The sequence below is a fragment of the Massilia oculi genome (assembly GCF_017582745.1).
Lineage (GTDB): Bacteria > Pseudomonadota > Gammaproteobacteria > Burkholderiales > Burkholderiaceae_D > Telluria > Telluria oculi_A.
In genome coordinates this window covers 29,478-42,372 of record NZ_JAFVIM010000006.1, presented here as the reverse complement: position 1 = coordinate 42,372, position 12,895 = coordinate 29,478, and the positions used below count along the sequence as shown (strand labels likewise).

Here is a 12,895-nt window from a genome sequence, read left to right as displayed (position 1 = left end):
CCGGCGCGACATGAGGTAGCATGTCTGCGGTCCCGGGCGCGTTGCCGCTGTCGTGCGGCGGCGCGCCCGTTTGCTTTTGGGAGAATCGTTTGAAACAACTCAGCTCGCTCGCACTCGGCCTGGTCCTGGCCGGAGTCCTTACCCATCCTGTCCTGGCCCAGGATTCGCTGCAGGCCGCGCCCGAAGCGGCCAGCGGCTATGCCGAAAAAACCGGCTGGCCGGCGCAGAAATACATGGTGGCCGCGGCCAATCCGCTGGCGGTGGAGGCCGGCTACCAGATCCTGCGCCGTGGCGGCAGCGCGATCGACGCGGCGATCGCCACCCAGCTGGTGCTGACCCTGGTCGAGCCGCAATCGTCGGGCATCGGCGGCGGCGCCTTCATGGTCCACTACGACGGCAAACAGACCCAGGCCTTCGACGGCCGCGAGACCGCGCCCGCCAAAGCCGACGAGCACCTGTTCGAACGCCCGGACGGCACCCCGCTGTCGCGCACCGAAGGCGTGGTCGGCGGCCGTTCGGTCGGCGCCCCTGGCGTGCTGCGCATGCTCGAACTGGCGCACCGCCAGCATGGCAAGCTGCCCTGGAAGGCCTTGTTCGAGCCGGCGATCCTGTTGTCCGAGCAGGGCTTCGCGGTCAGCCCGCGCATGCACAAGATGCTGGCCGGCGAGACCCACCTGCGCAAGGATCCGGTGGCGGCCGCTTACTTCTACGACCGGAACGGCGAGGCGTGGCCGGTCGGCCATGTGCTGAAGAACCCGGCGCTGGCCAAGACCCTGCGCGAGATCGCCGACGGCGGCGCCGACGTGTTCTATACCGGCCGCATCGCGCGCGACATCGCGGCCAAGGTCGCCAGCCACCCGACCAATCCCGGCCTCTTGAGCGCCAAGGACATCGCCGACTACCGGCCCAAGGTGCGCACGCCGGTCTGCAGCGACTATCGGCAATACACCGTGTGCGGCATGCCGCCGCCGTCGTCGGGCGGAATCGCGGTGGCCCAGATGCTGGGGATGTTCGAGACCTTCGACATGAAGGCGCTGGCCCCAAAAGACGGCGTGCCCGGCGCCGAAGCGGTGCACGTGTTCTCGGAAGTGGGCCGCCTGGCCTATGCCGACCGCAACCGCTACGCGGCCGACGCCGACTTCGTGCCGCTGCCGGGGCGCGGCATCCCGAGCCTGATCGACAAGGGTTACCTGAAAGCGCGCGCCAGCCTGGTCGGCGCCCGCTCGATGGGCGAGGCGAAGGCCGGCACGCCGCCGGGCATGGAAGTCGCCTGGGGCACGGACAATGCGATCGAGACGCCGTCGACCTCGCACCTGTCGGTGGTCGACGCCGAGGGCCGCGGCCTGGCGATGACGACCACCATCGAGGATGCGTTCGGTTCGCGCCAGATGGTCGACGGCTTCATGCTCAACAACCAGCTGACCGACTTTTCGTTCAGCGCGCGTGACGCCGACGGCCCGGTGGCGAACCGGGTCGAGGCCAACAAGCGGCCAAGAAGCGCCATGTCGCCCACCATCGTGTTCGAGAAGGACAGCGGCAAGCTGGTGCTCACGGTCGGCTCGCCGGGCGGCCCGGCCATCATCAACTACGTGGCCAAGGTGCTGGTCGGGACCCTGGACTGGGGCCTGAACGTGCAGCAGGCGATCGCGCTGCCCAATTTCGGCAGCCGCAACGGACCCACCGAGCTGGAACGCGGGCGCTTCCCGCAAGCCACGCAAGACCTGCTGCGCGCGCGCGGCCATGCGATCCGGGTAAGCGAGCAGACCTCGGGCCTGCACGGCATCGAGCGGATCCGGGTGCATGGGGTGCCGATGTGGTTCGGCGGCGCCGACCCGCGCCGCGAGGGTATCGCCAAAGGCGACTGAAAATCGGCCGGGAAGCGACAAACGAAGACAATTTGTCGCGTTCCCGGCCCCATATTTGCCTCAAGACAAGCAGAGTTTGCTACCCTGTCGCCGTGGATAGCAAACAGAAAAACGGATCGATCCTGACAGGGGAAAAAGCGCGCGCCGCCTGCCAGGCCGGGGTCCTGCATGCGATCTCGCGCTTCGTCGTTTTCCTGTTCCTGCCCCTGGTGCTGGCCCTTGCCGCGCTGACAACGCCGGCGGCGGCGGCCGCGCCCGAGCCGACCTTGCGCTTCGAGCACCTGTCGGTGCAGCAGGGCCTGGCCCAGGAATCGGTCCTGTCCATCGTCCAGGACCGCGACGGCTTCATGTGGTTCGGCACCCAGTCTGGCCTGTCGCGCTATGACGGCTACCGCTTCGTGCACTACCGCAGCGAGATCGGCAATCCGCGCAGCCTGTCCAGCAACTGGGTGCGGGTGCTGCACCTGGACCGCCACGGCCGCATGTGGCTGGGTACCGACGGTGGCCTGAATCGCTACGATCCGGCCACCCGCAGCTTTACCCTGTACGCGCCGCACGAGCCCACCCGGCGCGGCACCGGCAACCGCCAGATCAAGACCATGATCGGCGATGGCCGCGACGGGCTGTGGATCGGCACCGCCGACGGCCTGCAGCACTTCGACCTCGAGACCGGCAAGTTCACCGTCTGGCACCACGTGCCGAACGACGAGCGCACCCTGCGCGACGACGGCATCCAGGCGTTGGCGCTCGATGCCGACGGGCGGCTGTGGATCGGCAACGCGGCGGGCCTGGACAGCCTGGCCCCCGACCGCCGGACGGTCGAGCACCATCCATCGACGCTGGACCTGCGTGCGCGGCCGGTGCACTCGCTGCTGGTCGACGCCGGCCAGCGGCTCTGGATCGGCCGCTACGGCGGGCTGGAACGGCGCGAACTGCGCGGGCCGGAAGCTGGAAACCTGCGCCGCTTCGGGCCGGCGGACGGCGTCAAGGACTCCTGGGTCACCACGCTGTACCAGGATCCCGACGGCACGGTGTGGGCCGGCACCCACGACGACGGCCTGCTGCGCTGGCGCGCCGGGGGCGAGCGCTTCGACGCCTTCCGCAACGTCGTCACCGACCGCCACAGCCTGGTCGACAACTACGTCTCGGCCCTGTACCGCGACCGGGTCGGCACCTTCTGGGCCGGCACCTGGTATGGCGGCGTCTCGCGCGTCGACCTGGGCAGCGGCGGCTTCGCGCGCCTGAACGCGCGGCCCGGCGTCGAAGATTCACTGGCGGACAACAAGGTGCGCGCATTGCTGGAAGACGGGCAGCGGCTGTGGGTCGGCTCGGCCACCGCCTTGCACCACTTCGATCCGCGCACCGGCAAGGCCGAGGTGTTCCGGCACCGCAAGGACGACACCAACAGCCTGATCGACGTGCCGGCGGCGGCCCTCGTGCGCGACGGCGCCGGCCTGCTGTGGATCGGCAGCCGCTCCGGCATCACCTCCTTCGATCCCCGCACGCGCCGCTTCCAGCGCCAGGTGCTGCCGGGCGACGCCGACGCCAACAACGTGCGCTCGATGCTGCTCGACCGCGCCGGCGCGATCTGGATCACGACCCGCGGCGGCATGCACCGGCTCGATCCGGTCACGCGCGCCGTCACCAGCTACCGCCACGATCCGTCGAAATTCACCAGCCTGTCGGACGACATCGCGCGGCCGATGCTGGAAGACCGGCACGGCCGCTTCTGGGTCGGCACCTTCGCCGGCCTCGACCTGCTGGACCGCGCCAGCGGCCGGTTCCGCCACTTCAGGCACGATCCCTACGACCCGAACAGCATCAGCCACGACGAGGTGCACCACCTGATGGAAGACAGCCGCGGCGACATCTGGATCGGCACCGCGGTGGGCCTGAACCGCATGGTGACGGGGCGCGACGGCGCGCTCAGCTTCACCCGCTACACCACGCACGACGGCCTGGTCGACGATTCCGTGGCGGCGATCGTGGAAGACCAGGACGGCCGCATCTGGGCCAGCACCTCGAGCGGCATCTCGAGCTTCGATCCGGCCAGCGGGCGCTGGCGCAGCTATACGGCGGCCGACGGCATCACCGAGGGCGCCTTCTTCGACGCCTCGGTGTTGCGCACGGCCGACGGAACCCTGTATTTCGGCGGCTTCAACGGCATCACCGCCTTCGACCCGCGCGCGATCCGCGACAACCGCATCGCGCCGAAGCCCGTGATCACCGGGCTGCAGGTCTACAACCGCCCCCTCGAGCAGGCTTTCCCGGGCCTGCTGCCGGGACCGATCGAGAACGCCAGCGCCGTGACCCTGCCGGCCGACGCCGCCGTGCTCACGGTCGAATTCGCGGCGCTGCACTTCGCCGCGCCCGAGCGCAACAAGTTCGCCTACCGGCTCGACGGCTTCGACAAGGGCTGGGTGAACGCCGGCGCCGACCAGCGCTTCGCCACCTATACCAACCTCGATCCAGGGACCTATGTGTTCCGGGTGCGCGCGGCCAACAAGGACGACGTCTGGAGCGAGGACGTGGCGGCGCTGGCGCTGACCATCGAGCCGCCGCCGTGGGGCACGCCGTGGGCCCGGATCGCCATGATCGTGCTGGTGTGCAGCGCCGTCTACGTGGGCCTGCGCGTACGCCTGTCGAGCCTGCGCCGCCACAAGGAGCGCCTGGAACACCAGGTGAGCGCGCGCACCGAGCAGGTGGAGCAGCAGAACCGCATGCTCGAGCAGCAGACGCAGGAATTGCGCGAGCAGGAGCGGCGCGGACGCCACCAGAGCAACGAGCTGGCGCGCGCCTATCGCGCGCTGCAGGAGAACGAGGAAGTCCTGCGCCAGGCCAAGGAGCGCGCCGAGGACGCGACGCGCCAGAAGTCCGAATTCCTGGCCAATATGAGCCACGAGATGCGCACCCCGCTGGCCGGCGTGATCGGCATGCTGGGCTTCGCGCTGCGCGACGCGGCGCTCAGGGACAATACGCGCGAGCAGATCCTGCGCGGCCAGGCCAATGCCGAGGCGCTGCTGGCGATCATCAACGACCTGCTCGACTTCTCGAAGATCGAGGCCGGCAAGCTGACCGTCGAGCGCATCGACTTCGACCTGCACGAGAAGATGCGCAACGTGGCCAGCCTGTTCCAGGAGCAGGCCGCGGGCCACAGCCTGGACTTCTCGGTCCAGGTCGACGACAACGTGCCGCGCTTCCTGGTGGGCGACCCGACCCGCGTGCGCCAGGTGCTGGTGAACCTCATCGGGAATGCCTTCAAGTTCACCAGGTCGGGCAGCGTGACGGTGCAGGTCGAATGCCGGCCCGACGACCAGGATCGCCCGCCGGGCATGCACATGATCCGCTTCACGGTGCGCGACACCGGCATCGGCATCCCGTCCGACGCGCTGCCGCGCCTGTTCCAGAAGTTCGAGCAGGCCGACACCACCACCACGCGCCGCTACGGCGGCACCGGCCTGGGCCTGGCGATCTGCCGCCAGCTGGTGGAGCTGATGGGGGGCGCCATCGGCGTCAACAGCCAGGAAGGCAAGGGCAGCGTGTTCAGCGTGCTGCTGCCGCTGCCGGACGGCGTCGAGCCGGCCCACGTGGAGCATGCGCCGCGCGCGCCGCACAGCCATCGGCTGCGGATCCTGTGCGCCGAGGACTTCCCGACCAACCAGATCATCGCGCGCCTGATGGTCGAGGAGATGGGCCACGCGATCGACATCGTCGACAATGGCGTGGAAGCGGTCGCCGCCTGCGCCCGCAAGCGCTACGACCTGGTCCTGATGGACGGCCGCATGCCCGAGATGGACGGCGCCAATGCCACCCGCCTGATCCGCGCCGGCGGCCCGCAGGACGCGCCCGTGATCGATCCGCACCTGATGATCGTGGCGCTCACCGCCAACGCCACCGACGAGGACCGCACGCGCTACCTGGCCTGCGGGATGGACGCCTTCCTGACCAAGCCGATCGACGAGGCGGCGCTGCATGTCCAGCTGGCGCGCGCGATCGAGCGCCAGCTGCAGCGCGGCGTGCCGCTCGAGCCGATGCCGGCGCAGGGGACGCAGGACAGCCGCGCGCAGGCGATGGCGGCGCTGGACGCGATGTTCGAGGTGACCTTCGACGAACCGGCGGCCAGCCGCAGCGCGGAACCGGTGCCATCGGCCACTGCGGCCGCCGCCGCGCCGGCCGCGCACGGCGAGGCGCTGGCGGTGCGCCTGCGCGCCGCCTTCGTCGCCGACCTGCCGCGCCGGCGCCGCGAACTGGCGGCGGCCGTCGCGTCCGACGACCTGGACGCCGCCGGCCGCATCCTGCACGGCCTGCGCGGCAGCGCCGGCCACCTGGCGGAGCCAGGCCTGGAGATGCTGTGCGGCGAACTGGAAGCGGCGGCCGACGCCGGCGACCACCAGCGCCTGCGCGCCGGCCTGCCGCAGCTGCATGCATTGCTCGATGCCTTCGCGCCGCACTGATCGTGCAGACAATCTTGCAACCGTGCTACCGTGGCTGCCTATAATGCAGGTCTTGACCGATCAGGCGGAGGGCGAATGAAGGTGCTGGTAGTGGACGACGACATCGTGGCGCGCATGATGCTGATGCATCTGGTCGACAGCTGCGGCAACCATGCGATCCTGGAAGCGGAAGACGGCGCCGACGCCTGGCGCCAGCTGGAGGCCGGCCTGCGGCCCGACATCGTGTTCTGCGACCTGCGCATGCCGCACCTGTCCGGCCTCGAGCTGCTGCAGCGCCTGCGCGCGGACGGGGCGATGGCCGCGCTGCCCTTCGTGCTGGTCTCGGCCGCGTCCGACGCCGCGACGCTGGACGAAGCGGCGGCCATGAAAGCCAGCGGCTACATCGTCAAGCCCTTCCGCCAGGAAGACGTGCGCGCGCAGTTCGATCGTTTGTTTCCAGCCGGGGGAGACGACGTGCCCCCGGACGAGGCGCCGCACGAGGTCGCGCGCCGGCTCGGCATCGACGCCGCGCGGCTACGCCTCTATCTCGACGGGCTGGCGCGCCAGCTGCAGGCGGCCATGCACGAACCGGCGCCCGGCGACGAAGGGACGCAGGCGCGCCTGAACCGCCTGCGCGAAGGCTGCAAGACGCTTGGCCTGTACGGCGCCGCCGCGGCGCTGGCCAGGGTGGCCGACACCCGTTCTCCGGCGCCGCAGGACGTGGCGGCGGCGCTGGCGACGGCCAGCGCGGCGGTCGTGCGCCAGGCCGGGCGCGCAGCGCATGGCTGAGCGCAAGAAGAGGTGGCGAATCCGCTTGTCGAACAGGTGCTTTAGATTTAAAGTAATCCTGGATTGTTGCTTGAGCGCTTTTTGCCGTCGCCTCGTCTTACCCAGCCGGGACCATTCATGAACGACGCCACCATCGCAACCCTGTCCCCGTCCGGCCACACGGATGGCTTCGCCCGCGCCAACCTGCCGCCGCCGCACGCCTGGCCCGAATTCCGCTTCGACCTGCCCGAACTGCATTACCCGCAGCGCCTGAACTGCGTCGCCGACCTGCTCGACTGCGCCGTCAGGCGCGGCTGGGGCGGGCGCACGGCGCTGATCGGCGCGCGCGAGCGGCTGAGCTATGCCGAACTCCTGGCGCGGGTCGACCGCATCGCCCACGTGCTGCGCCACGACCTGGGCCTGGCCACCGGCAACCGGGTGCTGGTGCGCGGCGCCAACTGCCCGACGATGGCGGCCTGCATCCTGGGCGTGATCAAGGCCGGCTGCATCGCGGTACCGACCATGCCGCTGCTGCGCGCGCGCGAACTCGGCGCCATCGTCGACAAGGCGCGCGTGAACGCGGTGCTGTGCGCCGCCGCCCTGGTGGACGAGGTCGACGCGCTGGGCCTGGCGGTGCCGGTGCTGGCGTTCGACGCGCTGGCCGCCGATTCCCTCGAACAACGCATGGCGCGCCATGGCGAGCCGTTCACGGCGGCCGACACGGCGGCCGACGACGTCTGCCTGATCAGCTTCACCTCGGGCACCACCGGCGTGCCGAAAGGGACCATGCACTTCCACCGCGACGTGCTGGCGATCTGCGACTGCTTCCCGCGCCACGTGCTGCGCGCCCAGGCCGACGACGTCTTCATCGGCACGCCGCCGCTGGCTTTCACCTTCGGCCTGGGCGGACTGCTGCTGTTCCCGCTGCGGGTGGGGGCGGCCGGGGTGCTGATCGAGAAGCTCACGCCCGACAACCTGCTGGGCGCAATCGCGGAGCACCGCGCCACGGTGTGCTTCACGGCGCCGACCTTTTACCGGCAGATGGCGGCGCAGGCAGGACGGTTCAGGCTCGACAGCCTGCGCGCCAGCGTGTCGGCCGGCGAGGCGCTGCCGGTGGCCACGCGCGAGGCCTGGCAGGCGGCGACCGGGCTGGCCATGATCGACGGGATCGGCGCGACCGAACTGCTGCACATCTTCATCTCGAGCGCGGCCGACGACGTCCGCCCTGGGGCCACCGGCAAGCCGGTGCCCGGCTACCAGGCCTGCATCCTCGACGCCCAGGGCCGGCGCGTGGGGCCGGGCGTGATCGGCCGGCTGGCGGTGAAGGGGCCGACCGGCTGCCGCTACCTGGCCGACGAACGCCAGCGCGACTACGTCCAGGATGGCTGGAACCTGACCGGCGACGCCTACGAGATGGATGCGGACGGCTATTTTTATTACCGCTCGCGCACCGACGACATGATCATCTCGGCCGGCTACAACATCGCCGGCGCCGAGGTGGAAGAAGCGCTGCTGCACCATCCGGCGGTGGCCGAATGCGCGGTGGTGGGGCGGAGCGACCCCGAGCGCGGGCAGGTGGTCGAGGCCCACGTCGTGTTGCGCAGCAGCCACGTCGGGTCGGACGAGCTGGCCCACGAGCTGCAGGAATTCGTGAAGGGCCAGATTGCACCGTATAAATACCCGCGCGCGATACTCTTCAAGGAACAACTGCCGCGCACCGAAACCGGTAAACTGCAACGGTTTAAATTACGCACTGAAGCGGTTTGAGGAATTGCATGGATGACGACAGGCGCAAAGAGGTTGCCGATGCCGATGGGAGAGAGGCGGCCGAGCTGGACCTGGAAAGCCGCCTGACGGACGAACATCACCAGTCGCTGCGGCTGTGGCTGCGCATGCTGTCGTGCACGACCCGGATCGAGAACGAAATCCGCAGTCGCCTGCGCACCACCTTCGGGATCACCCTGCCGCGTTTCGACCTGATGGCGCAGCTCGAGCGTCATCCGGATGGGCTGCGCATGGGCGAGCTGTCCAGGCGCATGATGGTCACCGGCGGGAATATCACCGGGATTACCGACCAGCTCGAGCGCGAGGAACTGGTGGTGCGGGTGCAGGACGCACGCGACCGGCGCGCGTCGGCGGTCAAGCTGACCGCAGCGGGCCGGGCAGCGTTTGCCGAGATGGCGGCGGTGCACGAGCGCTGGATCGAGGAGATGCTGGCGGATGTGCCGGGCGAGGACAAGGCGGGCATGATCGCCTTGTTGTCGACCATGAAGCGAAAACTGCGGGTGGATGACGACGCCTAGCCGGCGGCGCATGCCAACCCGGCGATTCATTCCCGATCCTGCACAGCGCCGATGCGGGTCGGCGGCAGCAGCGAGAACGCCGTCTTCATGTCGCGTGCTTCCTGGCGCGAACTGCGGCCGAAGAAACGCTTGAATTCGCGATTGAAGTGCGAGGGACTCTCATAGCCGACCCTGGCCGATGCCGCCGCCGCGGTCAGGTCGTCGCGGATCATCATCAGGCGCGCCTGGTGCAGGCGGATCGCCTTGATGTACTGGATCGGCGTCGTTTGCGTCACCGTCTTGAAGTGCACGTGGAAGGCAGGCACGCTCATGCGTGCTTCCGATGCCAGCGCGCCTACGTCCAGGGGCTCGCCGAATTGCGCGTGGATGCGCCTGATCGCGCGTGCGACGCGGTTGAAATGTCCGTGGTGCGCCAGCGCTGCGCGCACCGCGCCTCCCTGTTCCCCGATCAGCGCGCGGTAGCACACTTCGCGCGCGATCGCAGGTCCCAGGATGGCCGCATCGCGCGGGCAGGCCAGCGCCTGCAGCAGGCGCAAGGTGGCGTCGGCCATCGCGTCGTCGAGCGCGGTGGAGACGATGCCCGCCGGCGGGGCCAGGGCCGGCTCTCCCGCCCGGTCCAGCGCCAGCACCAGGTCGGCCAGCTCGGTCATGTCGAGCCGGACCGACACCGCCAGCAGCGGATCGTCGGGCGTGGCCCAGGTCTCGGTGCACAGTGGCAGCGGCACCGACAGCACCAGGTAATGACGCGCATCGTAGCGGTAGATCTCGTCGCCCAGGAAGCCCTGCTTGGAGCCGGAGCAGACGATGATGATGCTCGGCTCGTACAGCACCAGCGTGCGGCTCAGGTGGCGGTCGGCGCGCATGAAGCGCACGCCGTCGAGAAGCGATGCGGTATAGCCCTCGTTCGGCGCCAGTTGCCGCAGCAGGGCCGTCATGCGGCGGGCGGTGGTGACATCGTCCAATCTTGAGTTCAAGCACGGCAAAGGGCAGATGGTAGCGCAGACGGCCGGGCCGGCGCGCGCTGGCCGCTCAAGAATATAGGAAAGTGCAATCCTGCGATAGGAACATGGCTGTTCGATGACAGGCGCCGTCTTTAGCATGGCCCTGTCTCATCGATCAGGTAAAGGAGGATGTTCCATGACCAGCAATTTGCACACGAAACAGGAATTCGACGGCAAGGTCGCGATCGTGACCGGCGCCGGCAGCGGCATCGGCCTGGCGACCGCCCGGATGTTGCAGGAGCGCGGCGCCAGCGTGGTCGCCGTTGACCGGAGCGCGGAGGTGGGGGCGCTCGAGGGCGCCGGCATCGTGCCCCTGGTGGCCGACGTCGGCCATGAGGACAGCGCGGCGCGCGCCGTGGCGCTGGCCATCGAGCGTTTCGGCAAGCTCGACATCCTCGTCAACAATGCCGCCATCCTGCTCAACAAGGCGATGGTCGACATGACGCTGGACGAATGGAACGGCGTGCTGGCGGTGAACACGACCGGCGCCTTCCTGTTCTCGCGCGAAGCCCTGCGCAAGATGATCCCGGCGGGCACGGGCGCCATCGTCAACGTCGGTTCCTATGCCTGCTACCAGGCGTTTCCCACGCTCGCCGCCTATGCGGCGTCGAAGGGCGCGCTGGCGCAGCTGACGCGGGCGTCGGCGCTGGAAGCAATCGAACACGGGATTCGCATCAATGCCGTCGGCGCCGGCGACGTCGTGACCAACATCGCGAACAGCCTGATGGAAGACGGCCGGAAGTTCCTGGCCGAACACGGCAAAGGGGCCCCCATCGGGCGCGCCGCCGAACCGCGCGAGATCGCCGAGATCATTGCCTTCCTGGCGTCGGACAGGGCCAGCTTCATCGTGGGAGCGGTCGTGATGGCGGATGGGGGCATGAGCGTGGCCGTCAAGTGACGTCGATGGCCGGCGTGCGCCGGGCGCGCGGCGGGGCTGTCGCCCGGGCGCGAATCGCGGAAGGCGCACAGCCGAATCGCTCGCGAAAGCGGATCGCGAAGCGCGAGGCCGACTCGTAGCCGACATCCAGTGCGATCTGGCCGACCGGCAGGCCGGTCGACTGCAGCAGGAGCAGGGCGGACGTCATGCGCACGTCGGCAAGCAGGGTGCCCACCGTGGCGTCTTGCGCCGCCAGCCTGCGGCGCAGCGTCGCTTCGCTCATGGCGAGCTGGCGCGCCGCGAGGGCCGCGGTCCAGCGCCGTGTGGGGGCGGTCTCGAACAGCTTGCGCACCCGGGCGGCAAGGCTCGGCGCCTGCATAGGCGGAAAACGCAGGCCGCGCAGGAACAGCCATGCCAGCACTTCGGTCAGCCGGTGCTCCGCAATGGGATCGGGGAACGGCGCCGTGATCGCGTCGAAGGCGCGGCCCAGGGCGGCGCGGAACTCGGGCTCCAGGCCGTGGACGGTCCTGGCGCCGTCGATGTCGCCGCTTTCGTCGAGATCGGGCGTCCGGCGTCTGGCGCGCTCCACCAGATTGGTATCCAGGATCAGCCAGCGCGCTTCGTAGCGCCCGTCGCCGCCCAGCCGATTGGTCACATCGAAGGTAGTCCCGGCTGCGATGGCGATGGCCTCGCCGGCGCCGACTTGCCACTCGCGGCCGTCCGCATGCAGCGTTTTGCTGCCGTGGCGTACGACGATCACGGTCGGCTGGTCGATGGCGAGTCGGCTGAAGCGCAGCTCGCTGTGTTGCACGACGCCGGCGGTCGCGCCGATGCCCGGTCGCACCCTGAGGGCATTGGCGCCGTGGTCGGTGTGTGCGGTCATCGGGGAGTCGTCGAGTGAAGGCTGACGGCAAGCATGAACGGTGCGGCGACGGCAGTCAAGCTGGCGCCTGTGCATCGGGCTCGGCCCGGCGCATGGCGCGCAGGTAAGCCGGACGCGCCGTCGTGCGCTCGACGTAGGCACGGATGTGCGGGTAGGGCGACAGGTCGTGGCTTGAAAAGAACCGCATCGTCGTCAGCACGAACAAGGTCATGACGTCGGCCGCGGTGAACGTGTCGCCCGCCAGGAAAGGGACATCGGCGAGGCGCTGCTCCAGCAGGGCGTGGGCGCGGTGGTGGCGGGAGCGCAGCGCCGTGACCAGCGGGTTGTCGCCGCCGAGCCGCCTGGCGACCGAGTCGATCATCGCCGCAGGCATGAACGAGCCGTTGGAAAAATGGAACCAGAACAGGAAGTCTGCGTAATCTGGTGCATCCGGCCGCGCCAGCAGCCGCCCTTGTCCATGGATCCGGGCGATGTATTCGACGATGGCCGCCGATTCACCGAGTGTGAGCTCCCCGTCGGTGATGACCGGCGCCGTACTGAATGGCGTCAGGGCGCGATACTCGATCGGCGCAAGGCGCGTCAGCGGGTCGCGTTCATAGCGCCTCAGTTCATATGGAATGTCCAGCTCTTCGCAGAGCCAGACGATGCGCTCGGACTGGGATTTTTCGAGGTGATGGATGGTCAGCATGGAATGCCCCTTTCAGTGAAGGCAAGGCAGGCGGGATCGCCGGAATTTCCTTGCACGAGGCATGATAGGGAAACAGT

Annotated in this window: 9 protein-coding genes; 6 read left to right on the top strand and 3 right to left on the bottom strand. The window is 69.3% G+C overall.

Annotated elements, in window-relative coordinates:
• The first annotated feature begins 20 nt into the window (after positions 1-20).
• The 5 genes from ggt (at position 21) to J3U95_RS08945 (ending at position 9,369) form a co-directional block, all read left to right on the top strand.
• The gene (gene ggt / locus J3U95_RS08965; RefSeq protein ID WP_229519730.1) at positions 21-1,865 is read left to right on the top strand and encodes a gamma-glutamyltransferase; all 1,845 of its coding nucleotides are present in this window, start codon (positions 21-23) and stop codon (positions 1,863-1,865) included.
• 92 nt (positions 1,866-1,957) lie between these two features.
• Complete coding sequence (locus J3U95_RS08960) at positions 1,958-6,319, top strand: hybrid sensor histidine kinase/response regulator (protein ID WP_370662049.1); 4,362 nt, start codon at positions 1,958-1,960, stop codon at positions 6,317-6,319.
• Between the two features lie 75 nt (positions 6,320-6,394).
• Positions 6,395-7,087: a response regulator gene (locus J3U95_RS08955; RefSeq protein WP_208278270.1), complete on the top strand. Its 693-nt coding sequence runs from the start codon at positions 6,395-6,397 to the stop codon at positions 7,085-7,087.
• A 117-nt stretch (positions 7,088-7,204) separates the two neighbouring features.
• Positions 7,205-8,833: a benzoate-CoA ligase family protein gene (locus tag J3U95_RS08950; protein ID WP_229519729.1), complete on the top strand. Its 1,629-nt coding sequence runs from the start codon at positions 7,205-7,207 to the stop codon at positions 8,831-8,833.
• Between the two features lie 8 nt (positions 8,834-8,841).
• Positions 8,842-9,369, top strand: a complete 528-nt coding sequence (locus tag J3U95_RS08945) for a MarR family winged helix-turn-helix transcriptional regulator (RefSeq protein WP_208278269.1) — start codon at positions 8,842-8,844, stop codon at positions 9,367-9,369.
• 26 nt (positions 9,370-9,395) lie between these two features.
• On the opposite strand, the gene J3U95_RS08940 is transcribed toward J3U95_RS08945, so the two are convergent.
• Positions 9,396-10,304 carry an AraC family transcriptional regulator gene (locus J3U95_RS08940; protein ID WP_208278483.1) on the bottom strand — a complete coding sequence of 303 codons (909 nt, stop codon included), beginning with the start codon at positions 10,302-10,304 and terminating at the stop codon, positions 9,396-9,398.
• Positions 10,305-10,506: 202 nt separating this feature from the next.
• Between J3U95_RS08940 and J3U95_RS08935 the strand changes: the two genes are divergently transcribed.
• The gene (locus tag J3U95_RS08935) at positions 10,507-11,268 is read left to right on the top strand and encodes an SDR family NAD(P)-dependent oxidoreductase (protein ID WP_208278268.1); all 762 of its coding nucleotides are present in this window, start codon (positions 10,507-10,509) and stop codon (positions 11,266-11,268) included.
• Here J3U95_RS08935 and J3U95_RS08930 read toward each other — a convergent pair.
• Complete coding sequence (locus J3U95_RS08930; RefSeq protein ID WP_208278267.1) at positions 11,261-12,130, bottom strand: helix-turn-helix transcriptional regulator; 870 nt, start codon at positions 12,128-12,130, stop codon at positions 11,261-11,263. The two genes, J3U95_RS08935 and J3U95_RS08930, sit on opposite strands and share 8 nt — an antisense overlap.
• A gap of 55 nt (positions 12,131-12,185) precedes the next feature.
• Positions 12,186-12,818 (bottom strand): glutathione S-transferase family protein, encoded by a 633-nt coding sequence (locus J3U95_RS08925; protein ID WP_208278266.1) that lies wholly within the window; start codon positions 12,816-12,818, stop codon positions 12,186-12,188.
• Positions 12,819-12,895 lie beyond the last annotated feature (77 nt).